Here is a 22,747-nt window from a genome sequence, read left to right on the forward strand (position 1 = left end):
CAACAGCTGAGGAGCCTTCATCCCGCTGCCGGAAAGAACCTAGTCAGCGATGCCTGGGCTCCCTTGGGTCCTGCTCGGCTTCCGCCTTAAGGAAACGGCGATGCTGAGATGAGGCATAGCCGCTGAGGTCAATTCTGCTGGCATTGCTTCCAGCCTTTCGCCACTCCCTCGGGGGAGTGCTGAATCTTCGGTTCATGGAATCGAGTTATCGGTTCTCGCGCAGTGGGCCTTCAGGCAGGCTCTTTGGCGTCATCCCACCTTTGCACACCTCCCCGTCCGACGCACCGTGCGGATGAGTAATTGCAGCTACGGCGAGCCATTCGAATCGGACCGATACTCCGCCCAACTTCAAATGGCTTGTGACTCCTGAGGAGCAGTACGTGAAATGCATGGACGCTGCCTATGCCGCTGCTGACAGGGAGACCTGCCTCAAAATGATGCGGAGGGCAGAAGGTGTCCTGCGCGGTGAGTTCGGCGCTCAGCCAGCAAGCGATGGGCCCGGCAATCGAGCGTTGGCGAGCTGAAGCAAAACCCAATGAAACCCAGTGCAAAACTGGGTTTTGGAATGGGCGATACTGGGATCGAACCAGTGACAATCTCCTTGTAAGGGAGGTGCTCTACCGCTGAGCTAATCGCCCGACAGGGCAGATTCTGCCCTACCGCGTCAGCCTGGGGGCGCATGACAGCTCCGAAGACTTGGCAACGGGTCGCCGCCACGACCAGAGCATCTGGATCCTGAGCCTGCCGCTCGGGATCGCTGTTGGCTTGGTACTGGGATGGGCTGCAGCCTTGATCGCTGCAGCCAGCTGCCTGGCCGGCGGTCTATGGCTGTCCCCTGACCTCGATACCCGCTCCAATGCGCTGCGGCGGTGGGGAGCCCTCGGCTTTCTCTGGTGGCCCTACCGACTCCTGATTCCCCATCGCTCGCTCTGGTCACACGGTCCGGTACTGGGAACAACCGCGCGCCTGGCGGTACTGCTCACCTGGTGCCTGATCGTGAGCATGGCGCTTCCAGCACTCTCACCAGCGATGCTGCTGACGACGCTCAAGCAACTGATGCGTCAGCACCCACAGGAGTTCATCGCTCTGCTTGTGGGTTTGGAGGGCAGTGCATGGATCCACCTGATCCTCGATGGCGACCCCTGGCCCCAAGAATGGTCGAAAAAACGACAGCGATGAGAAGGTGGGCGTTGCCCCAGTTGTTGCACCGGCATGGCCAACGCTCCTTCTAACGCCATCCAGCGACTGATCGATGTTGTGGCACAACTCAGGGATCCAATAACGGGCTGTTCCTGGGATCTGGAGCAGACCCATGCCTCGCTGGTGCCCTACGTACTGGAAGAGGCCCACGAAGTGGCCGATGCGATCCGCAAGGGCAGCGATGCCGAGATGAAAGAAGAGCTGGGGGATCTGCTCCTGCAGGTGGTGCTGCATGCCCAAATCGCTCGGGAGCAGCAGCGCTTTGATTTAGATGCGATTGCCGATGGCATCAGCGACAAGCTGATCCGCCGTCACCCCCATGTATTCGGCGATGCCGACGCCAGCACCATTGACGAGGTGCGACGCAGCTGGGAGGCGATCAAGCTGGAGGAACAGGCAGAGGCCCTGGCGGGTTCCTCCAGCCCCCTCAGCGACCGTCTCAGAACCAAGGTGCGGGGCCTGCCGGCCCTGGCTGGAGCCATGACCATCTCCAAGAAAGCGGCCAAAGCCGGCTTCGAGTGGGATGACATGGCCAGCGTCTGGGAGAAGGTCCATGAGGAGCTGGACGAACTCAAGGAGGCGGTGGCCAGCGGCGACAACGGCCATGCCCAGGAGGAACTGGGCGATCTGCTGTTCACCCTGGTGAATGTGGCCCGATGGTGCAGCATCTCACCCGAGGAGGGTCTCGCCGGCACGAATCAACGCTTTCTCGACCGTTTCTCCCGCATTGAAGCTGCCCTGGAAGGGGATCTGCAGGGCCGCAGCATCCACGAATTGGAAGCCCTCTGGAAACAGGCCAAAGCGGCGATCCGAGCGGAACACTCCTCCACCTCTGGATCCAATTAATCGTCCAGGGAGGGCCGACTGCGCCTTTGACGCTTGAGGTCACCACGCTTTTTCTTCGTGTCCAAGCGCCGCTTCACGGCACCACGACCCGGCCGGGTGGCCTTTCGAGCACGCGGCGCTGGCTGCAAGCCCTCCCGCAGCAGCTCCCCCATTCGATGCAGAGCCTTCTGACGGTTCTGCCATTGGGAGCGTTCTTCTGCGACTACAACCCGTAGGCAACCCTCCACCAACCGGGCCTGGAAGTGCTCCAGCAATCGGGCACTGCGAAATGGACCCAGAGAGGAGCAGTTCGCCAGATCCAGAAGCAATTCCACACGGGAATCGGTGGTGTTGACCCCCTGCCCGCCGGGACCGGATGAGCGGCTGAACCGCCACCGCAGCTCCCTGGACGGAATGGTCAACCGCTCGTTCACCACCAGGTCTTGCACCAGCCATCTCCTGGCTCAAGAACAACAGGATGCTCCCACCAGGTTGATGCTTCGAAGAGGAAACACCTGCATCAACCCTGAGCCCTATCGGTAAAACAAAAGCCTTGATCTGATGGAAAAGGCTTGAGAGCTGCCCTCTTCCACAGCAACTCCCCAACCAATCACATTCAACCTCCACATATTGCGTTCGTCAAGCCCAAGAGCACCACATCTGGTGTTTGGGAACAGCCCCACCGGGTCCTTAGCTGGAGAGATGCCCACCTCAGCCCATGAGCAGCTGGATTGACGAAGAACACCGCGGCGTCCGCTATGGATTGAAAGGGGAGGTGCTGGTCGAGGAGACCAGTCCGTTCCAACGGATCAGCGTGATTCGCAGTGAGCGCTACGGGCGGGGGCTGCTCCTGGATGGCTGTTGGATGACAGCGGAACAGCAGGAACGCCACTACCACGAGGCTTTGGTGCACCCAGCCCTGTGCAGCGCCAGCTCGATCGAGCGGATTCTGGTGATCGGAGGCGGGGACGGCGGCACCGCGCGGGAATGCCTGCGCCACCCAGGCGTCCAGCGGCTGGACATGGTGGAGATTGACGGGCGTGTGGTGGAACTCAGCCGGGAACACCTTCCCGACATCGGCGGATCCGCCTGGTCTGATCCGCGGTTCCAGCTCACGGTGGGCGATGGCATCGCCTGGGCAGCTGAGGCTGAGGACCAGAGCTATGACGTTGTCTTGGTGGATGGCTCTGACCCCGCCGGACCCGCCGAAGGCCTGTTCAACCGCGCCTTCTTTGAAAACTGCCGACGGCTGCTGAAGCCCGGGGGCGTGTTCGGCACGCAGAGCGAATCTCCGGAAGCCTTCCGCGATGTCCACATCGCCATGGTGCGCCTGTTGCGCGAGGTGTTTGACCATGCCGACCCGCTCTATGGATGGGTGCCGATGTACCCCAGCGGCTGGTGGAGCTGGACCTTCGCTGCGATGGCAACACCCCGCTACCGCACTCCAGACCCCGAGCGCAGCGAGACCATCGCCGCAGGCTGTGAAATCTGGTCACCGCGCTGGCAGCGGGGGGCCATGAACGCCATTCCCGCCTTCATCGAACGGGAGCTGCAGTCATGACAGCACACCCGCGGAGTGGGCTGTTCGACCACTTGTTCGACAGCGACGGAACCATTTTCATGGGATCCCGACGCAACCCTGCCGACTGCCGCGTTGGCCTGTTTGGTGTGCCGTATGACGGCACTACCTCCTTTCGCCCTGGCACCCGCTTCGGCCCCGCCGCCATCCGAGAAGTGAGCACTGGGCTTGAGACCTATTGCCCGCAACTCGACCTGGATCTGGAGGATCTCGACTTTGCCGATCTTGGTGCCGTTGAGATTCCCTTCGGCAACCCTGAGCCCGTTCTTACCAAGGTGAAGCAAGCGACCGAAGCTGTGCTCGGACTGGGGCTCAGGCCCCTGATGCTGGGCGGGGAGCATTCGATCAGCTCCGGTGCCGTGGAGGCCGTGGCACAACGCCACCCCGACCTGGTGCTGGTGCAACTGGATGCCCATGCCGACCTCAGGGACAGCTGGCTGGGGGCCCGCCACAGCCATGCCTGCGCCATGCGCCGCTGTTTAGAGGTTCTTCCGAGCCAGACGCTGTTTCAACTCGCGATCCGCAGTGGCACACGTGAGGAATTCACCGAACTGCACGAGAGCGGCCGACTGATGCCCAGCGTCGATGCCCTTGAACAGGCCCTCGCTCCCTTACAGGGGAAACCCATCTACCTCACCGTCGACCTGGACTGGTTTGACCCCGCAGTTCTGCCTGGAACCGGCACACCGGAACCCGGTGGTTACCAGTGGTCTGATTTCGCCAGCCTGATCGGGGTGCTTCGAAACCATCTCCTGGTGGCGGCCGATGTGGTGGAACTGGCCCCACAACTCGACACCAGTGGCATCAGCTCCGTGCTGGCAGCCAAAGTGACCCGCAGCCTGCTGCTCCTCCTAGGTGGAGATTAGTAGAAGTGACGGGCATCAGCCCGCTGCTGCCGCAAACGGCTGTGCTGTTTGCTGAGCAATTGCAGCACCAGCGTTGGGTGCCGATGGATGAGCGCCAGAAAATTGGAGCGGCTCAGGCAGAACAACGAAACAGGCGTCACCGCTGTGGCATCACGGCTGTGACACTCGGCGCCATCCACCAGATCCTCATAGAAAAACAATTCACCGGAACCAAAGCGAATGCGGTTCAACGGACCACTGCTCAGTTCCATCCATCCCCGTTCAATCACATGGATGAACTGCACAGGCTCACCGGCAGTGAAAACAGTTGCGCCGGTGGGAAGGGTCAGGCGATCCACCTCAGGATGTTCCTGGATCAGTTCCAGAGGAGTCAGCGGAGCTGAGGCGGACAAGGCAACAACGGGGGTTGGCTGCAGTATCCCGCGTTCATCCGGTGGAGGCCATCAGCAATAGCGGAGTCATGGATGGATCCGGGCTCACGTCAAGCTGCGGTCCAGTTCCAGCTGACGCTCTCCAACACCGCTGCTCTGTAAAGCCGGAAGCTTGGGGGAACGGGGGGTCCAGTGGTGACAGACCATCAGATCTGCAATCTCGGCAAACACCTCCAACCGGCGCAGACGGCACCACCCCTTCGCACCTGCCGGCAGGGTGCAGTACTGACAACTGCGACAGCAGGAGCTAGTGGCCAAGGAAGCGCTCCGGAAACGTGCTCAAGCTAGTGACGGTCTGCGAAACGGACCATGGACAGGGGCAAATTTCCGGGTTCCCTTCCGGATCGTGAAGCCCTCCATAAGAATGCGCTTCTCATCGGCCGCCCCCATGTCACTGCAGCGCACTCCCCTGTTCGAGTCCTGCCGCAGCGTCGGCGGCCGCATGGTGCCGTTTGCCGGCTGGGAGATGCCGGTTCAGTTCAGCGGCCTGATCCAGGAACACAAGGCCGTTCGCGAACGGGTCGGCATGTTCGATATTTCCCACATGGGAGTGCTGCGCCTCGAAGGTGCCAATCCCAAGGATGCGCTGCAACGGCTGATCCCCAGCGACCTGCACCGCATCGGTCCCGGCGAAGCCTGCTACTCGGTTCTGCTGAACGAGCGCGGCGGTATTCGCGACGACCTCATCGTTTACGACTGCGGTGCCATCGATGCCGAACGGGGTGCGCTGGTACTGGTGATCAATGCCGCCTGCGCCGACAGCGACACCGCCTGGATCCGTGAACAGATGGAGCCCGCTGGCCTAACGCTGACCGACATCAAAAAGGATGGAGTGCTGCTCGCTCTGCAGGGCCCTGAGGCCATGGGAGTGCTGCAAGAGCTGAGCGGCGAAGACCTAAGCGGCTTGCCCCGCTTCGGTCACCGAATGCTCAAACTCAAGGGCCTGAGCCAACCGGTGTTCAGTGCTCGTACGGGCTACACCGGCGAAGACGGTGCCGAGCTGCTGCTAAAAGCCGACGACGGACAAAAGCTCTGGCAGCTTTTGCTCGATCGCGGTGTCACCCCCTGCGGTCTGGGAGCGCGGGACACCTTGCGACTGGAGGCCGCCATGCACCTTTACGGTCAGGACATGAACGACAAAACCAACCCCTTCGAGGCGGGGTTGGGTTGGCTCGTGCACCTGGAAATGCCCGTGGATTTTGTGGGCCGACAGGCACTGGAGCAGGCGGTGGAATCCGGCCCCGCCACGCGCCTGGTAGGCCTCAAGCTGCAGGGTCGTGCCATCGCCCGCCACGACTACCCCGTTGTGCACAACGGAGAGACGGTGGGCATCGTCACCAGCGGCACCTGGTCCCCCACCCTGGAAGAAGCGATCGCCCTGGCCTACGTGCCCCCATCCCTCGCCAAGCTCGGCACCGAACTGAGCGTTGAGATCCGCGGCAAGGCCCAACCGGCAACGGTGGTTCGCAAGCCCTTCTACAAACGCGCCTGAAGCTCACCGCTGCTGTGGGAAACTCGCTCTTCTCCAGTTGAGACATCCCATGCGCAGCAACGGTTGCGGCGACCTGCGCGAACAGAACATTGATCAGCAGGTGCAACTGTGCGGCTGGGTGGATCGACGACGTGATCACGGCGGGGTGATTTTTATCGACCTGCGGGACCGCAGCGGCACGGTGCAGATCACGGTGGACCCGGATCTGGGCGCCGACGCCTTCGCCGTCGCCGAGCATCTGCGCAGCGAAACCGTGCTGCAGGTTGAGGGGAAAGTGCGAGCCCGGCCTGGCGAATCCCTGAACGACAAGCTGGCCACGGGGGCTGTGGAAGTGCTCGCCAGCGGCATCACCGTGCTGAACAGCGTGAAAGGCAACCTGCCCTTCCCTGTGTCGGTGCACGACGAGGAGAACACCCGCGAAGAACTGCGGCTGCGCCACCGCTATCTGGATCTGCGCCGCAAGCGCATGAACGACAACCTGCGGCTGCGGGCCCAGACCATCCAGGCCGCCCGTCGCTTCCTGGAGGACGCAGGCTTCATCGAGGTGGAGACCCCGGTGCTGACCCGCTCCACTCCGGAAGGCGCCCGCGACTACGTGCTGCCCAGCCGGGTCTGCGGCGGCGAATGGTTCGCTCTGCCCCAGTCCCCCCAGTTATTCAAGCAGCTGCTGATGGTGGGCGGCATCGAGCGGTACTACCAGGTCGCCCGCTGTTTCCGCGACGAAGACCTGCGGGCCGACCGCCAGCCGGAATTCACCCAGCTGGACATCGAGATGAGCTTCATGGATCAGGAGCAGATCCTGGAGCTGAACGAATCACTGATTTGCGCCATATGGAAGGCCGTGAAGGGCATCGAACTGCCGCGGCCCTTCCCACGCATGACCTGGCATGACGCCATGGAGCGCTACGGCACCGACCGACCCGACACCCGCTACGGCATGGAGCTCACCAACGTGAGCGACATCGTCAAGGACATGGGCTTCAAGGTGTTCAGTGGCGCCGTGAAGTCCGGCGGCGCGGTGAAGTGCATTGCAGTGCCCGGCGGCAACGATGCGGTGAGCAACGTTCGGATCAAGCCGGGCGGCGATGTGTTCAGCGAGGCCCAGAAAGCTGGTGCCGGGGGCCTGGCCTTCATCCGGGTGCGAGACGGCGGTGAGATCGACACGATCGGCGCCATCAAGGACAACCTCAGCGATGAGCAGAAGCAGGAGCTGCTCAGCCGCACCGGCGCGGAACCCGGCACCCTGCTGCTGTTCGGTGCCGGCGACACCGCCACGGTGAACAAGGCCCTCGACCGGGTGCGCCAGTACCTGGCCAAGGAGCTGGGCATGGTGAAGGCCGACCGAGACAACGACCAGTGGAACTTCCTCTGGGTGGTGGACTTCCCGATGTTCGAGTTCAACAGCGACGAGAACCGTTACGAGGCTCTGCACCACCCCTTCTGCGCCCCCAATGCGGAGGATCTCGGCAGCGATGCGTCGAAGTGGGCCGACATCCTGCCCGGAGCCCGGGCCCAGGCCTATGACCTTGTGCTCAATGGCCTTGAGCTGGGCGGTGGCTCCCTGCGCATCCATGACTCCGCCCTGCAGCGCCAGGTGTTGCAGACGGTTGGATTGCCCCTCGAGGAGGCCCAGGAGCAGTTCGGCTTCCTGATGGACGCTCTCGATGTGGGCGCACCGCCCCACGGCGGCCTGGCCTTCGGTGTGGACCGGATGGTGATGCTGCTGGCCGGCGAGGAGTCGATCCGCGACACCATTGCCTTCCCAAAAACCCAGCAGGCCCGCTGCCTGATGACCAGTGCCCCTGGAGGCGTGGCCGACAAGCAGCTGGAGGAACTGCACGTGGCCAGCACATGGGTTGAGCCTGACCAGGAAGACTGACCACAGCCACCGGGCTGAGCAGATCCCGAAGGGAATCAGCGCATTTGTCGCACCGCGGCCAACGGCGAGGAACCCTGAAGTTGGACTTCACAAGGCCAGCTTTTGCCCAGCAAGCCCCGACGGACCGGGGGGACCCGTGAGCGCCGCAGCAGCGGCACAACGGATCTGCTGCGGCTTTATCTCCAGGACATCGGCCGGGTCGACCTGCTCACCAACGAGGAGGAGGTCACCTTGGCCCGCCTGGTGCAGCGCCGCGAAGCACTGCTTCTCCAGCAACGGGAGCTGGCTGAAAGCGATGCCGCCATCGGTGAACTCCACCGTCTCGAAGAACTGCAACGCCGGGAAGCCAACCAGCACAGCCACTGGCCAACCAAGCAGGAATGGGCCCGGGCGGCAGGACTGCCCTTGCCCGACTTGCAGCAGCGGATTGAACTGGGATATCAGGCCTGGGCTGAGCAAGCCCAGCTTGAGGCCAAAGATGTGAAGCTGGCCCTCCGCAACGGGCGGCGAGCCAAAGACCACATGATTCAGGCCAACCTGCGCCTGGTGGTGGCAGTGGCCAAGAAGTACCAGCAGCGGGGCATGGAAATCCTCGACCTGGTCCAGGAGGGAACGCTCGGGCTGGAACGGGCCGTGGAAAAGTTCGATCCCACCCGTGGTTTCCGCTTCAGCACCTACGCCTACTGGTGGATCCGCCAGGGCATAACCCGGGCCATCGCCACCCAGAGCCGCACGATCCGCTTGCCCGTTCACGTCACCGAAAAACTGAACCGGATCAAACGGGTCCAGCAGGAGATTGCAAGCAACGAAGGACGCATTGCCTCGATCGCGGATCTGGCGCGCGAATTGGGCATCAGTGAAGACACCGTGCGCCAGACCCTGGCCCGGGTGCCCCGCTCAGTGTCTCTGGACACCCGTGTCGGCCGCGAACAGGACACTCAGCTCGGAGATCTGATCGAGGACGGCCATGCCACCCCGGAGCAGACCCTCACTCACGACGAACTCCACAACGATCTGGAGGATCTCCTGGATGAACTGACCAGTCGGGAGGCCGCTGTCCTGCGCCGGCGCTTCGGATTGGAGGACGACACGCCCCAGACCCTTGCCCAGATCGGGGAAGAGCTGAAACTCTCAAGGGAGCGCGTTCGTCAGATCGAAACCCGCGCCCTGCTCAAACTGCGGCAACCCCAACGACGTAGCAAAGTCCGGGACTACATCCAGGGCCTGGATTCCTAAAACAACGTTTCCCCCTGGAGGCCATGACCGACGCCAGCTAATTTGAAGAGTCGCCCGGCATGTCATGGCCAAATTCGTCTTCATCACCGGTGGTGTGGTGTCCAGCATTGGCAAGGGAATCGTGGCGGCGAGCCTCGGCCGGTTGCTGAAGTCGCGGGGCTACAACGTTTCGATTCTCAAGCTGGATCCCTACCTGAATGTGGATCCCGGGACGATGAGCCCGTTCCAGCATGGTGAGGTCTTCGTCACCGAAGACGGCGCCGAAACCGATCTCGACCTGGGCCATTACGAGCGTTTCACCGACACGGCGATGTCACGCCTGAACAGCGTGACCACCGGCTCGATCTACCAATCGGTGATCAACAAGGAGCGCCGCGGCGACTACAACGGCGGGACCGTTCAGGTGATTCCCCACATCACCGGCGAGATCCGCGAGCGCATCCGCCGGGTTGCCTGCAACAGCAATGCCGATGTGGTGATCACGGAAATCGGCGGCACCGTGGGTGATATCGAATCACTGCCCTTCCTCGAAGCCATCCGTGAATTCCGGGAGGACGTGGGTCGCAACGACCTTGCCTACATCCACGTCACCCTGCTGCCCTTCATCGGCACCTCCGGCGAACTCAAAACCAAGCCCACCCAACACTCGGTCAAAGAGCTGCGTTCCATCGGCATCCAGCCGGATGTGCTCGTTTGCCGCAGTGATCGCGACATCAGCGACGATCTCAAGCGGAAAATTGGCGGCTTCTGCGGGGTGCCCACCCGCGCCGTGATTCCCTCCCTGGATGCCGACAGCATCTATGCCGTGCCGCTGATCCTTGAGCAGGAGGGTCTGTGTCGTGAAGTGCTGGACGTGCTGAACCTGACCGACCATGAGAGCGACATGGCGGCATGGGAACAACTGGTCAACAAGCTGCGTAACCCCGGCCCGTCGGTGAAGGTTGCCCTGGTGGGCAAGTACGTGCAGCTGAACGACGCCTATCTCTCCGTCGTCGAAGCGCTGCAGCATGCCTGCATTGCCCAGGATGCCTCCCTCGACCTGCACTGGGTCTGCGCCGAACAGATTGAAGCCGAAGGCGCCGATGCACTCCTACGCGGAATGGACGCCGTCGTCGTGCCCGGTGGCTTCGGCAACCGTGGAGTCGATGGAAAGATTGCAGCGATTCGCTGGGCCCGGGAACAACGGGTGCCCTTCCTTGGGCTCTGTCTTGGGATGCAAACCGCTGTGATCGAGTGGGCTCGCAACCAGGCCGGCCTGACCGAGGCCACCAGTGCTGAATTAAACGAAAACACGCCTCATCCCGTGATTCACCTGCTGCCGGAACAGCAGGACGTGGTCGATCTCGGTGGCACGATGCGCCTGGGGGTCTACCCCTGCAGGATTGCGCCGGGAACCCTCGCCCAAAGGCTTTACGGGGACGAAGTGGTCTACGAACGGCACCGCCACCGCTATGAATTCAACAACTCCTATCGCAATCTGTTCCTGGAATCCGGATATGTGGTGAGCGGCACGTCCCCGGATGGACGCTTGGTGGAGTTGATCGAACTGAAAGGGCATCCGTTCTTCACGGCCTGCCAATACCACCCTGAGTTCCTCTCCCGGCCTGGACAACCCCATCCGTTATTCCGGGGATTGATCGAAGCGGCCCAACAACGCCTTCCCGATTCACCGGCTCAGGCCTTGCGTCAACAGGGGGACATTGCGATCCCATGAACCGCGTCGATGGCTGACTCCCAGCGTCTCCCGGTGGTGGAGACATTCCATTCCCTACAGGGAGAGGGCCGCCATGCCGGACGCAGTGCATTTTTCATTCGTCTCGCCGGCTGCACCGTGGGCTGTTCCTGGTGCGACACCAAGCACTCATGGCCCAGCCAGGGGCACGCTGAGCAGCCCATCGGTGCCTTGGCTTCAGCCGCCCAGATGGCGGCTGAAGCCGGGGCCAGCTTCGTTGTGATCACCGGAGGAGAACCGTTGCATCACAATCTGCAGCCCCTCACCCAGGCCCTCGATGCGCGATGCGGTCTCCCCCTGCATCTGGAAACCAGCGGGGTGGATCCGCTAACCGGACGCTTCGACTGGATCACCCTCTCGCCAAAACGCCACCGCCCCCCAAGGCAAGAGCTTTTGCAGGCCTGCCATGAGCTGAAAGTTGTGGTGCATGGCCCGGAAGACATCAGCTTTGCTGCAGCCATGGCGTCTCAGTGCGAGGACGACACAGAGCGGCTGCTTCAGCCGGGCTGGGAGAGCAGCATCGGAGAAGAGCTGGCTTTGGATCATGTGCGTAAACACCCCCAATGGCGCCTCAGCCTGCAAAGCCACAAATGGCTAGGCATCCGCTGAACGATGCCGTTGAAGGCAAAGTCTGCTCCACTACGTTGAGGTTGAACTGAATTTGATCGCCTGAGCCATGACCTCAGTGGCCGTTCTGGGCACAGGCCTCCTCGGAACGGCGATCGCAACGCGATTGCTGGAGCAGGGTCTCAACGTCCACGTCTGGAACCGCGACCCCTCCCGCATCGTCTCGCTTGTGGGAAAGGGTGCAACAGCGATCGACGATCTAGGGCAAGCCGCGAAAAGCGACAGCGTCTTGATCACCGTCTTGCGTGACGGGGCTGCCACTGCATCCGTGATCGGCGCGGTTGGAGCGTTGCCAGGCTCAACGGTGATCCCGATGGGGACCATGGGCGTGGAGGAAAGCCGCAAGCTCGCCACGCAGGTTGCGAACCAGGGAGGGCAGTACCTGGAAGCCCCGGTGCTGGGCAGCAAACCGCAAGCACTGAACGGATCTCTGCTGGTGATGGCAGGCGGCGAAGCAGAGGTCTTCGAAGAACAACGGCCACTCCTCTCTCATCTCTGCCAAGAGCCCCAACTCGTGGGCCCCGTTGGCTGCGGCGCTGCCACCAAGCTGGCCCTCAATCAGTTGATCGCCAGCCTCACCCACAGCTTCTCCCTCTCCCTGCAACTGATTCAGCGGGCCGGCGTTCCTGTGGAAACGTTCATGACCATCCTGCGGCCGTCAGCGCTCTACGCCCCCACCTTCGACAAGAAGCTGCAACGGATGCTGGATCACAGCTACGCCGATCCCAACTTCAGCACCGCCCTGCTGCGCAAAGACCTGCGCCTGTTCCTGGAGGAGGCGACAACGGCTGGCCTCCAAGATCAGGGGCTGAGCGGTTTGCTTTCCCTGCTTGAACAAGCCAAGGGCACCGAGCTGGATGAGCAGGACTACTGCGCCCTGCATGAACTCACGGTTCTGAGATGAGTCAACGCACTGCCATCGCGCTTCTATCGGGAGGCTTGGATTCCGCCACCGCTGCGGCCCTTGCCCTGGAGCAAGGCGACCGCGTCATCGGCCTGTCCTTTGACTACGGCCAGCGCCATCGCCGCGAATTGGACGCCGCTGCTGCCATTGCTGAGCAGCTTGGCCTGGCAGAGCATCACTGCATCAGCGTGAACCTGGCCAGTTGGGGGGGCTCAGCCCTCACCGACGCCAGCATCTCGATCCCCACCCATGGCGTTGAGGAGGGCAGCATTCCGCCCACCTATGTACCCGGGCGCAACACCGTGTTCATCTCCGTGGGCCTCAGTCTGGCGGAGGCTCGCGGAGCCGAAAGGTTGGTGCTGGGGGTGAATGCTGTCGACTACTCGGGTTATCCCGACTGCCGGCCCGACTACCTCAACGCCTTTCAGACCCTGGCCGACCTTGCCAGCAAAGCCGGTCGGGAGGACCATGGCGCACAACTCTGGGCACCTCTTGTGCAGTGGAGCAAGGTACGCATAGTTGAGGAAGCCCTTCGCCTGGGTGTTCCGATCGAAACAACCTGGAGTTGCTACAGCGGCGGCACGCACCCCTGCGGCGTCTGCGACAGCTGCCGCATTCGTGATGCAGCGCTCCGCGAGGCCGGCCGGCCTGACCTCTGCAGTTCCACAGCGGCATGATCCGCCCACAACGGCTTGAACTGCCCTGGCAGGAGCCCCAAGCGCTCGCGCACCAACTGGCCCATGCCTACGGCGAGGAAGGCCTTGTCTGGCTGGATGGCGACAGCAGCAACCTGGGCCGATGGGCCACCCTGGCGGTGGCGCCCCAGGAGATCGTCTGCTGCCGTGGCCTCCCTGGAGAGTCAGGAGCCAGCAATCCCTTCGAAGCACTACGGGGGCTTGCCCCAGGTCATTGGTGCGGCTGGCTGAGCTATGAAGCCGCCGCCTGGGTAGAACCCGGGAACCCCTGGGACAGCGATGGCATGGCCACGCTTTGGATCGCCCGCCACGATCCGGTGCTTCGCTTTGATCTCCAAAAGCGCAGGCTGTGGATCGAAGCCAGCAGCACGGCTGCTTTGGAACGCCTCACCCAACAGCTGGCCTCCAGCCCTGAGCAGCCCAAAGGCAAGCCCCCATCAATCCCCCTGAAGGCCTGGCATCACCACACCTCAGCAGATCAGTACGCCGCAGGTGTGGAACGCATCCGTGAGCTGATCGCAGCAGGCGATCTCTTCCAAGCCAATCTCACGGCCTGTTGCAGCACAGCCTGGCCCAAGGGAGGCAGTGCGCTAGAGCTGTTCCTCACCCTGAGGGAGGCCTGTCCTGCCCCCTTTGCAGGACTTATCGTCAGCGACCAGAACGAGGCGTTGCTGTCATCGTCCCCGGAGCGGTTTCTGCAGGTGAGTGCCGAGGGAGCCGTACAAACCCGGCCGATCAAAGGCACCAGGCCGCGCAATGGCGACCCCGAACAGGATGCACACCTCGCCGCGGAGCTTGTGTGCAGCGACAAGGACCGGGCCGAAAATGTGATGATCGTCGATCTGCTGCGCAACGACCTCGGTCGTGCCTGCCAGCCGGGTTCGATTCAGGTTCCCCAACTGGTGGGGCTCGAAAGTTATTCCTCCGTGCATCACCTCACCTCGGTCGTGGAGGGACAGCTTCAGGCAGGATTGAGCTGGGTCGATCTGCTGGAAGCCAGTTGGCCTGGGGGGTCGATCAGCGGGGCGCCGAAACTGCGGGCCTGCCAACGTCTGAATGAGCTCGAGCCCACCAGCCGAGGGCCTTACTGCGGATCACTGCTGCGGATCGACTGGGATGGCAGCCTCGACAGCAACATCTTGATCCGATCCTTACTGCGCCAAGGCGACACCCTGCGGGCCCATGCCGGCTGCGGAATTGTCGCCGACTCGGATCCCTTTGGCGAAGCAGAGGAGTTGATGTGGAAACTCCAGCCCTTGCTGGAGGCACTGACATGACCTCCGCCATCGCCTGGATCGACGGCCAGTGGGGAACAGCAGCAAACATGCAGCTTCCCCTCGACGACCGCGCCCTGCTCCTGGCCGATGGCCTCTTTGAAACCGTGCTGATCCGCAACGGTGCGCCGCAACTCCTGGAGGAGCACCTGCAGCGCTGGAGCGACAGTGCAGTTCTACTGGGCATGGACCGGCCACCGCAGCGAGACGCACTAGAGCCTCTGATTGAAGACGCAATTCAACGCAGCCAGCTGAGCGAAGCCGATGGAGCCCTGCGCCTCAACTGGAGCCGGGGCAGCACACCTCAGCGCGGAATCGGACTGCCGGCCCCAGGTCAGCACCGCTTTTGGCTCACGCTCCAAGCCTGCACACCAACATTTTCAGCCGTCACCACCATCACCAGTCGCCATGAGCGCCGCAATGCCTCCAGCCGCTTCAGCCGTTGCAAGACCTTTGCCTACGGGCAATCGATCCAGGCCCGCAGGGAAGCCCAGGACCAAGGGGCCGACGATGCACTGCTCTTGAACACGGCTGGAGCCCTGTGCTGCGGAACGGCGGCCAATCTGCTGGTCCTGCGTCGCGGTGAGTTGCTGACACCGCCCCTCAGCAGCGGCTGCCTCCCAGGGGTGATGCGGGGCCGTGCAGTCGCCCGAGGCATCGCCCTGGAAACCGAGCTAGCGGCCACGTTCGATGCCGACGATCAGGCCGTTCTGATCAACAGCCTCAGCTGTCGACCTATTGCATCCCACAACGGTCAGCCCATGGCGGCCACCACTGCTGCAGTGGAGCTATGGCAATCCTTGCTGGATTGAGCCAGAGGCAAGCGATGGCCTAGATCCGAAGAATCCGGCGCACAGCCTCGTCCCAACCGTTGGCATGGGGAGCTGCCGCCAGCTGGAAACGCCCGGCATCGATCCCAGAGCGCAACTCGGGATGGGGGCCATCGGGCCCGGGAACCACGACAGCGATGTCAGCCACCTCGAGCAACGGCAGATCGTTGGGGGAATCCCCCAAGGCCAAAACATTCACCTGCTCAGCACCCAGATGTAGCTTCAGGGTGGCCAAAGCCTTGCCTTTGCTGATGTCTGGGCCCAGCAGGTGACCCATACGGTTGCCCTGCACCACCGTCAGGCCCATCCGCTGGACCAGGGCCTCAAGCCGGCAACGCCCCTCCGCCGAGGGCGGAACAAAAGGCACGCTGCAGCACCGCCTCTGTGCCTGACGCAAAGCTTCACCGCCAAGCCCCAACAACCGCTGCCCTTCCGCCTCACTGAGTTCATCCAACGGACGCAGGGGCTCACCCAACTCGCCCTGAAGACGCTGCAACTGAGGTTTCAGCGCCGTCCAATCCGGACCCAACGGCAGCTCCCAGGGTTCCCCCTCCGGTGTTTCCCCGTGCACGGCGCCACCGTTTTCAACGATGTACGGGTCATGAAGCCCCGCCTCAGCGCGAAAGCCGCGCACTTCCTCGGCCGTTTTGCTGGTGCAGGGAATCACCGGAATCCGGTGCTGTTGCAACTGACGGATCAGATCCTTGGCCGGCGACCAGTCGTAGCTGTGATCCAGCAACGTGCCGTCGAGATCAGTCACCACCCACCACGCCGGCTCAACACTCGCGGTCATGGCTGAACCAACCAATGCACCGCATAAGGCTCTAGCGAATGGGACTGATGTGGTTCGAACACATGACCGCTCAGAGAATCGGCCCAGGGCTTGTTCAGATCACCGCCCAGTCCACTAAGGCGAAAGCTGAGGCGGGCTGCCGTGATGTTGTGGACAGCCACCAGCGTTTCCCCCCCGCGAGAGCGCCGCAGGATGACGCAATCGCTCCGGTCCGCGCTCAACACCGTCATCGGGGCATCCGGGTGCAAGGCCGAGTGAACAGCCCGTTCGGCCAGAGCCCGCCGCAACACTGGCAGCAGCGCGGAGACATCTGAATCGGGATCCGCCAGGCGGCGCTCCAGGGCCTGGGCCGTGAACTGGGGCCGATTCAGATCCCGACGATGGCCCGTGCGACGAAAGCGAGTCAGATCATTGGGAGCCGCCAACAACGCCGGCAGATAGAAGGCGGGGACCCCTGGCAAGGCCAGGATCAACAGTTGGGTGAGCAGGAACCGCTCCCGTTGGAGATACGTGGGATCAATCCCCCCATCTGCCATGGCACTCCACCAACTGATGTTGATTTCGTAAGGAACTTCGTCGCCGGAACTCAACATCCTGTGGCTGACCAGTCCACCCCGTTGCTCACAACCGATCAACAGCTGCAGCAAGCGCTTCTGGGGCATCAGGCCCTCCAACGGCCGTAAACCGATGCCGTCATGACAGGCGGTGAAATTGAGCAACCCCGTTTGCGGTGGCAAGTCGGGCCAACGACTCAGCCAGGCATTGAGTAGATCAGCCCGACCACTGACGCTGGCTTCCAACAGCAAGGGCGGCAGGGGAAAGTTGTAAGCGAGATGCGCTTCATCACCGCTTCTCAGATAGGAGAGGTTTTCTTGCTCAGGAACGTTGGTCTCGGTGACCACAACGCAATCGGGTCCCACCTGATCGAGCAGCAAACGCAGCACCCGAACCAATTGATGGGCCTGCGGGAGATGAATGCATGAGGTGTGGGGTTCTTTCCAGACAAAACCCACGGCATCCAGACGGATCCAACGCACCCCATGCCGGGCCATGCGCTGCATCAGCCGGGCAAAGCCCAGCAGCACCTCCGCACTGCGCCAGTTGAGATCAACTTGATCGGGGCCAAAGGTGGTCCAGACCTGACGCGCGCCAACGGGGCCCCTCAATTGCGTGAACAGATTGGAACTGCGCGGACGAACAACATCCGCCCAGCAGGGATCAGGGGCTGCCTCCAGCACACAGGAGCGGCCGGGCCGCTCATCGCGCATGAACTGCTGCACCCAGGGGTGAGAGGCCGACACGTGATTGAGAACGAGATCCGCCATCAACCATCGGCCCTCGGCCAGGGCAGCGAGGTCGCTCCAATCGCCGAAACGCTGCTCAAGCTTTGTGTGGCTAGCCACCGCAAAACCACCATCACTGGTGGATTGCAGAAACGGCAGCACATGAATCACCGCTGCGAAGGGCTGCAGATGGCGATTCACAAACGTCTTCAACGCCTGAAGCCCAGGAACACCCTCCTCACCAATGGTGTCGGCGTAGGTGATCAAGACCACATCACGACCGTCCCAGCGATCGATGTGTTCTGCCATATCGCCATCTCCTGACGATTGGCTCAAGATCTGCAGCAATTGCGACGACAACTCCTTGCCATCCCCGGAAGAATCATTCGGGTAGATATCGCCAAGCAGGGTCCGCAGCGTCTCGTCGCGCGGGGGCTGCATCACCTTCCTCCTCCAGACCCTTCAGGTATGGGGCAGGTCTCTGACCTCTGTTGTTGCATCGAACACCACATGGATTTTCAGCAGGGCCTGATCAGCACCGTCCATGACTACAGCTTGGGCAATCTCGATGCGGTTGCCTTCAACCATGAGCTGAGTCAGCGACCCACAACCCTGCTGATCCCCTGCCTGATGGAGGAATTCAGCCGCCCGGCCCTCGGCCTCATTCGAGACACACTTTCGAGCCTGAAGGGGCTCAACGAGCTGGTGGTGGCGTTGGCGGCCACAAGCGCCGAGGACGTCAAAGCCGCAGAAAAATTTTTTGAAGGGATGCCCTTCCCCGTTCGGGTGCACTGGACCAACGGCCCCGCCGTCCGGGAGTTGCTCGAATCCGTCGGCGAACTGGGGCTCGACGTGACCGGACCACCGGGCAAGGGCTGGGCCGTCTGGCAGGGACTAGGGGTGGCGTGCCAGAACGCTGAGGTAGTTGGCCTGTTCGATGCCGACATCAGAACCTTTGGATCCGCGTATCCAGAGCGCATGCTCCGCCCCCTGCTGGATCGGTCCCACGGCATTGCCTACGTGAAGGCGTTCTACAGCCGCCTTTCCCTCGAAAACCAAGCTCTTCAGGGCCGAGCCACCCGTCTGTTTGTTGGCCCACTGCTGGCCAGCCTGGAGCAGGTTTTCGGGCCTTTGCCCTACCTGTCGTACCTGCAATCATTCCGCTATCCCCTGGCTGGTGAATTCGCCTTCACCACCGATTTGGCGATGAATCTACGCATCCCATCGGACTGGGGGCTGGAGGTGGGCCTGCTGTCTGAGGTGTATCGCCATGTGGCCTCCAGCCGAATTGCTCAAGTGGACCTGGGGTTGTTCGACCACAAACACAAGGAGCTGGGTCAGCAACCCAGCGAAGGCCTGCAGCGGATGGCGGGCGAAATTTTCGGAACAGTGTTGCGTGGCCTGATGGAACACGAAGGTTGCGTGATGTCGATGGATCAACTGCCGACACTTGAAGTGCTGTACCGGCGGGTTGGCGAGGATCGTGTGCGGCAATTCGGCCTTGATTCAGCCATCAATCGGTTGCCTTACGACCGCCATGGCGAAGAACTAGCGGTTCAAAACTTCGCCGGCCTACTGCGCCCCGGCCTGGCCAAACTGATGCAGGCGCCGATTGCACATCAGCTGCCGAGCTGGTCGCGACTGCGCAGTTGCAATTCAGCCCTTCAAGCTGATCTGGCGGCAGCAGGACAGGCAGATCGCACATCCCTGAAACGGCCGAATCACAACCCGCAACGCATCACCTCAAAGCTCGCTGCTTAAAACCAACGCATTGAGCCTCAGCCCAGCTGGTCCCGCTGCCGCATCACCCAAACTGTTGCAGCGCGCTGGGAATGCCATTCCTGAAGCAATTGCTTGGCCAACACCTGCAGCTGCTGTGGATCGATTGTTGATTCGATCGCGCGATTCATCCGCTCAACATCGAATTAATGAGTGACACTCAAACCGATCACTTCTGCCATCTTGCAATCTCCAAGATTGACGAAGTAATCATGCAAAAGGCAGCGAAAAAGAATTGTTTCAGCCGAAACGAAAGAAGCACGATGTGCGATCTTCAAAAAGCTAACGGGCGCCTACCGCTCAAGGCCCAGAGAAAAATCGTGACGACCGATACACAATCGGCCAACTCTGTATCAACTCATCTGTATCAAATCTAAAGGCGTGCTGATTCGGTGACCAATCAAACACTCCTCTTGTCTTAAGACCACGAGATTGGCATCATTCCAGATGCTCAAGATGATTGAGTGTGTTTACCACAACGACACCACCAGAATGGTGATCGTGAAATGCATTGGTGCTGATCACTTCTACCGAGAGAAGGTGGTGATGCCCACAGAGGTCTTTTGGTTCCAAGCCCCCGAGGATGCACGACTGGAAATATGGAAGATGTCGATGACAGGGCAGATGCTGCACGTGCGTGCCGACGTGAGCGACTACGCCATGAATGAAGAGCCTGCAACAGAATCCATCTGGGCCAGCTGAACCGACCCAGGAGAAGCCAACAACAGTAAAGCTCTAAACGCTCAGGAACTGATCAACAACCGTCTGACTGAGTTCACTGGTTGAGCCACTGGCAACAATGCCGCCACGTTGCATGGCGTAGTAACGATCAGCCTGGCGAACGAAGTGGAGATGTTGTTCCACCAGCAGAACCCCGATCCCGGTGTTGGCGATGATCCGCCGAACAGCCGCTTCAATGTCCTGAACAATGTTGGGCTGAATGCCCTCAGTGGGCTCATCCAACAGCAGCAACTTTGGCTTGCCAAGCAACGCACGGGCGATGGCCAGTTGTTGTTGCTGTCCCCCACTCAGATCACCGCCCTTACGCGGTAGAAACTCCTGAAGGATCGGAAACAGCTCATACACGAATGGATCAATGTGGCGATGCCGCGCCAATCCACCCGGCAACGCCTCCATCCCCAAAAGCAAGTTTTCTTCCACCGTGAGCTGGGGGATGATCTCGCGACCTTGCGGCACATAACCAATCCCAGCCCGAGCCCGCTGATGCGGAGCCTGACGATCCAATTGAGCACCGTCGAACGCCATGGTTCCGGAGCGGGGGCGCAACAGACCGATCAGCGATTTCAACAGGGTGGTTTTACCCACACCATTGCGGCCGATCAGACAAACCATCTCTCCGGACTTCACGCTGAGATCAACATCCCGAAGAATGTGACTTTCACCGTAAAACGTGTTGAGGCCTTGGATCTCCAACAGGTTCGTCATTGGTTCTCCTCCTCAGTGGTGCCGAGATAAACCTCAATCACCCGGGGATCGGCCTGCACCTGATCCATCGTGCCCTCACAGAGAACATGGCCTTGGTGCAGCACCGTCACCGGACTTTCAAGTCGCCGAATGAATTCCATGTCGTGCTCAATCACCAGCACGGTGTGATCACCGGCCAACGACTTGAGCAGATCCGCCGTCAGATCGGTCTCCTCGTCCGTGAGCCCAGCCACCGGCTCGTCCACCAGCAACAGGTCGGGATCTTGACCCACAAGCATGGCGATCTCAAGCCACTGTTTCTGGCCATGGGACAACGACCCAGCAGCCCAATCGGCACGGTTCTGCAGATTGACGATGCTCATCAAGTGATGAACACGGTCGCGCTGCTGCCCATTCAGGCCCCCCACCAGCAATGACCAGGGCTGCTTCGGCTGGCTCACGGCCAGAGCCAAGTTCTCCTGAACGGTGAGCTTCTCAAAAACACGAGGGCTCTGAAACTTGCGGCCGATGCCGCAGCGCGCGATGCGGTGCTCGCGCGTTCCCACCAGAGAGCGTCCCTTGAACACGACATCACCCTCAGTAGGAGCAGTCTTGCCGGTGATCACATCGAGGAAGGTGGTCTTACCAGCGCCATTCGGGCCGATGACCGCGCGCAACTCCCCTGGCTGAAGACTGAGGTTCAGATCGCGGAGCGCCAAAAAGCCATCAAAACTGACGGTGATTTGGCGCAATTCCAATAAAGCCGAACTCATGATTGAACCTCTTCCTGACCTTCAAGATCGAGACGTGGATAGGTCTCACTCCGACGGGAAATGCCGAATCGGTTGAGCCAATTGCGAGGGCCATCACCTCGGAACCAACCAATGACGCCCTCAGGCAAGGCGGTCACCACAAGGATGAACAGGCCCCCTTGGATGAACAGCCAGCCCTGGGGGAGCGCTTCGCTCACCAAACTCTTGGCGTAGTTGATGACCACGGCGCCAAGAATGGCTCCCACAAGCGTGCCTCGACCACCCACCGCAACCCAGATCACCATCTCAATTGAGAAGGGAACTGTCATGTACTGCGGCGAAACAATTCCCGACTGAACGGTGTAGAGCGCACCACCGATTCCTGCCAAACCACCAGCGATAGCGAAGACGATCGTCTTAAACAGAGTTGGGTTGTAACCCGCAAAGCGCAGCCGGGGTTCGTCATCGCGAATGGCTATCAACACATCACCGAACCGGCCCCGCACCACCCAGCGCAGAAACAGCCAGGCCAGGATCACCACAACAGAGGTCAACCAGAAGAAACCCCGCTGCATCTCGGGGGAGCCCACCATCTGACCGAACAACTGGGTCACATCGGTTTTAAGACCGTTGGTGCCATTAATCAGCTTCTGCTGTCCGTTGAAGAAATTGAAGAAAACGAGCAGGGCGGCCTGGGTGAGGATCGAGAAGTAGACCCCCTTGATCCGGTTGCGAAACACCAGGTTGCCGAGCACAGCGGCCAGGACGGCTGGTACCAGCCAAATCGCCACCAGGGTGAACAACGGGGAATGGAACGGCTCCCAGAAAGCGGGCAACCGATTCACGCCATAGAGGCCGAAGAACTCGGGAATGCCGTTGGGAAGATCACCCGAGCTGTTGAGCTGCAGGTACATGGCTGCCACGTAGCCGCCAAGGGCAAAAAAGATGCCCTGGCCGAGGCTGAGCAGACCGGTGAAGCCCCAGATCAAGTCGATGCCCAGGGCAACGATCGCCAGGGAGAGAAAGCGACCCAACAAATTCAGCCGAAACACCGGCAGAACAGAAGGCGCAGCAACGATGGCCGCAACGATCACCACCCAAAGGATGATCAAAGGCCAACGGCGTTGTTGAAATGCTTGGAACAT

24 protein-coding genes and 1 tRNA gene are annotated in these 22,747 nt (G+C 61.4%); 15 read left to right on the plus strand and 10 right to left on the minus strand.

Going from position 1 to position 22,747, the window contains the following annotated elements; genetic code table 11:
* Positions 1 to 566 precede the first annotated feature (566 nt).
* Positions 567 to 638 (minus strand) — tRNA-Val (locus Syncc8109_RS10810).
* Between the two features lie 58 nt (positions 639 to 696).
* On the opposite strand from Syncc8109_RS10810, the gene Syncc8109_RS10815 reads away from it, so the two are divergent.
* Both Syncc8109_RS10815 and mazG read left to right on the plus strand, forming a co-directional pair.
* Positions 697 to 1,179, plus strand: a complete 483-nt coding sequence (locus Syncc8109_RS10815; RefSeq protein WP_006852032.1) for a metal-binding protein — start codon at positions 697 to 699, stop codon at positions 1,177 to 1,179.
* Positions 1,180 to 1,212: 33 nt separating this feature from the next.
* Positions 1,213 to 2,046 carry a nucleoside triphosphate pyrophosphohydrolase gene (gene mazG / locus Syncc8109_RS10820; protein WP_006850296.1) on the plus strand — a complete coding sequence of 278 codons (834 nt, stop codon included), beginning with the start codon at positions 1,213 to 1,215 and terminating at the stop codon, positions 2,044 to 2,046.
* Here the strand turns inward: mazG and arfB are convergent.
* Positions 2,043 to 2,474, minus strand: coding sequence for an alternative ribosome rescue aminoacyl-tRNA hydrolase ArfB (gene arfB, locus Syncc8109_RS10825; protein ID WP_006849710.1), 432 nt, complete (start codon positions 2,472 to 2,474; stop codon positions 2,043 to 2,045). The two genes, mazG and arfB, sit on opposite strands and share 4 nt — an antisense overlap.
* Positions 2,475 to 2,743: 269 nt before the next feature.
* On the opposite strand from arfB, the gene speE reads away from it, so the two are divergent.
* Both speE and speB read left to right on the plus strand, forming a co-directional pair.
* Positions 2,744 to 3,586: a polyamine aminopropyltransferase gene (speE, locus tag Syncc8109_RS10830; RefSeq protein ID WP_006850496.1), complete on the plus strand. Its 843-nt coding sequence runs from the start codon at positions 2,744 to 2,746 to the stop codon at positions 3,584 to 3,586.
* Positions 3,583 to 4,470, plus strand: a complete 888-nt coding sequence (speB, locus tag Syncc8109_RS10835) for an agmatinase (RefSeq protein ID WP_006850755.1) — start codon at positions 3,583 to 3,585, stop codon at positions 4,468 to 4,470. The genes speE and speB overlap by 4 nt, the downstream gene beginning before the upstream one ends.
* Here the strand turns inward: speB and Syncc8109_RS10840 are convergent.
* Entirely contained in the window at positions 4,467 to 4,862 is a 396-nt protein-coding gene (locus tag Syncc8109_RS10840) for a cyclic nucleotide-binding domain-containing protein (protein WP_006850594.1), read from the minus strand. The two genes, speB and Syncc8109_RS10840, sit on opposite strands and share 4 nt — an antisense overlap.
* Before the next feature lie 84 nt (positions 4,863 to 4,946).
* Positions 4,947 to 5,159, minus strand: a complete 213-nt coding sequence (locus Syncc8109_RS10845; RefSeq protein WP_025362572.1) for a hypothetical protein — start codon at positions 5,157 to 5,159, stop codon at positions 4,947 to 4,949.
* A 130-nt stretch (positions 5,160 to 5,289) separates the two neighbouring features.
* On the opposite strand from Syncc8109_RS10845, the gene gcvT reads away from it, so the two are divergent.
* The 9 genes from gcvT (at position 5,290) to Syncc8109_RS10890 (ending at position 15,552) form a co-directional block, all read left to right on the plus strand.
* Positions 5,290 to 6,393, plus strand: a complete 1,104-nt coding sequence (gene gcvT / locus Syncc8109_RS10850) for a glycine cleavage system aminomethyltransferase GcvT (RefSeq protein WP_006851374.1) — start codon at positions 5,290 to 5,292, stop codon at positions 6,391 to 6,393.
* A gap of 49 nt (positions 6,394 to 6,442) precedes the next feature.
* Positions 6,443 to 8,272, plus strand: coding sequence for an aspartate--tRNA ligase (aspS, locus tag Syncc8109_RS10855; RefSeq protein WP_006851457.1), 1,830 nt, complete (start codon positions 6,443 to 6,445; stop codon positions 8,270 to 8,272).
* Between the two features lie 102 nt (positions 8,273 to 8,374).
* Positions 8,375 to 9,508, plus strand: a complete 1,134-nt coding sequence (locus tag Syncc8109_RS10860; RefSeq protein ID WP_006852019.1) for an RpoD/SigA family RNA polymerase sigma factor — start codon at positions 8,375 to 8,377, stop codon at positions 9,506 to 9,508.
* 64 nt (positions 9,509 to 9,572) lie between these two features.
* Entirely contained in the window at positions 9,573 to 11,222 is a 1,650-nt protein-coding gene (locus Syncc8109_RS10865; RefSeq protein ID WP_006851747.1) for a CTP synthase, read from the plus strand.
* Between the two features lie 9 nt (positions 11,223 to 11,231).
* Entirely contained in the window at positions 11,232 to 11,849 is a 618-nt protein-coding gene (locus Syncc8109_RS10870) for a 7-carboxy-7-deazaguanine synthase QueE (RefSeq protein WP_006850564.1), read from the plus strand.
* Between the two features lie 67 nt (positions 11,850 to 11,916).
* A complete protein-coding gene (locus Syncc8109_RS10875; RefSeq protein ID WP_006851181.1) occupies positions 11,917 to 12,771 on the plus strand; it encodes an NAD(P)-dependent oxidoreductase in 855 nt (284 codons plus the stop codon).
* Positions 12,768 to 13,448 (plus strand): 7-cyano-7-deazaguanine synthase QueC, encoded by a 681-nt coding sequence (gene queC / locus Syncc8109_RS10880; RefSeq protein WP_006851748.1) that lies wholly within the window; start codon positions 12,768 to 12,770, stop codon positions 13,446 to 13,448. Before Syncc8109_RS10875 ends, queC begins: the two co-directional genes overlap by 4 nt.
* Positions 13,445 to 14,743 carry an anthranilate synthase component I family protein gene (locus tag Syncc8109_RS10885; protein WP_006849673.1) on the plus strand — a complete coding sequence of 433 codons (1,299 nt, stop codon included), beginning with the start codon at positions 13,445 to 13,447 and terminating at the stop codon, positions 14,741 to 14,743. Before queC ends, Syncc8109_RS10885 begins: the two co-directional genes overlap by 4 nt.
* Positions 14,740 to 15,552, plus strand: coding sequence for an aminotransferase class IV (locus tag Syncc8109_RS10890; RefSeq protein WP_006850269.1), 813 nt, complete (start codon positions 14,740 to 14,742; stop codon positions 15,550 to 15,552). The genes Syncc8109_RS10885 and Syncc8109_RS10890 overlap by 4 nt, the downstream gene beginning before the upstream one ends.
* Before the next feature lie 19 nt (positions 15,553 to 15,571).
* Here the strand turns inward: Syncc8109_RS10890 and Syncc8109_RS10895 are convergent, their stop codons facing one another.
* Both Syncc8109_RS10895 and Syncc8109_RS10900 read right to left on the minus strand, forming a co-directional pair.
* Positions 15,572 to 16,363 (minus strand): HAD-IIB family hydrolase, encoded by a 792-nt coding sequence (locus Syncc8109_RS10895; protein WP_025362573.1) that lies wholly within the window; start codon positions 16,361 to 16,363, stop codon positions 15,572 to 15,574.
* On the minus strand, positions 16,360 to 18,087 hold the full coding sequence (locus Syncc8109_RS10900) for an alpha-amylase family glycosyl hydrolase (protein ID WP_006850746.1): 1,728 nt from the start codon (positions 18,085 to 18,087) through the stop codon (positions 16,360 to 16,362). The genes Syncc8109_RS10895 and Syncc8109_RS10900 overlap by 4 nt, the downstream gene beginning before the upstream one ends.
* A gap of 69 nt (positions 18,088 to 18,156) precedes the next feature.
* Here Syncc8109_RS10900 and Syncc8109_RS10905 point away from each other — a divergent pair, with 69 nt between their 5' ends.
* Positions 18,157 to 19,407 carry a hypothetical protein gene (locus Syncc8109_RS10905; protein WP_006851128.1) on the plus strand — a complete coding sequence of 417 codons (1,251 nt, stop codon included), beginning with the start codon at positions 18,157 to 18,159 and terminating at the stop codon, positions 19,405 to 19,407.
* A gap of 17 nt (positions 19,408 to 19,424) precedes the next feature.
* Here Syncc8109_RS10905 and Syncc8109_RS13115 read toward each other — a convergent pair whose 3' ends face one another.
* The gene (locus tag Syncc8109_RS13115) at positions 19,425 to 19,556 is read right to left on the minus strand and encodes a hypothetical protein (protein ID WP_006851702.1); all 132 of its coding nucleotides are present in this window, start codon (positions 19,554 to 19,556) and stop codon (positions 19,425 to 19,427) included.
* Positions 19,557 to 19,872: 316 nt separating this feature from the next.
* Between Syncc8109_RS13115 and Syncc8109_RS10915 the strand changes: the two genes are divergently transcribed.
* On the plus strand, positions 19,873 to 20,127 hold the full coding sequence (locus tag Syncc8109_RS10915) for a DUF1830 domain-containing protein (protein WP_006850193.1): 255 nt from the start codon (positions 19,873 to 19,875) through the stop codon (positions 20,125 to 20,127).
* A 33-nt stretch (positions 20,128 to 20,160) separates the two neighbouring features.
* Here the strand turns inward: Syncc8109_RS10915 and urtE are convergent, their stop codons facing one another.
* The 3 genes from urtE to urtC are packed head-to-tail and all read right to left on the minus strand — an operon-like array spanning position 20,161 to position 22,747.
* Positions 20,161 to 20,871 (minus strand): urea ABC transporter ATP-binding subunit UrtE, encoded by a 711-nt coding sequence (urtE, locus tag Syncc8109_RS10920; protein WP_006851489.1) that lies wholly within the window; start codon positions 20,869 to 20,871, stop codon positions 20,161 to 20,163.
* Positions 20,868 to 21,623 carry an urea ABC transporter ATP-binding protein UrtD gene (gene urtD, locus Syncc8109_RS10925; RefSeq protein WP_006852031.1) on the minus strand — a complete coding sequence of 252 codons (756 nt, stop codon included), beginning with the start codon at positions 21,621 to 21,623 and terminating at the stop codon, positions 20,868 to 20,870. Before urtD ends, urtE begins: the two co-directional genes overlap by 4 nt.
* Positions 21,620 to 22,747, minus strand: a complete 1,128-nt coding sequence (urtC, locus tag Syncc8109_RS10930) for an urea ABC transporter permease subunit UrtC (RefSeq protein ID WP_006849704.1) — start codon at positions 22,745 to 22,747, stop codon at positions 21,620 to 21,622. The genes urtD and urtC overlap by 4 nt, the downstream gene beginning before the upstream one ends.

Source organism: Synechococcus sp. WH 8109, from assembly GCF_000161795.2.
Lineage (GTDB): Bacteria > Cyanobacteriota > Cyanobacteriia > PCC-6307 > Cyanobiaceae > Parasynechococcus.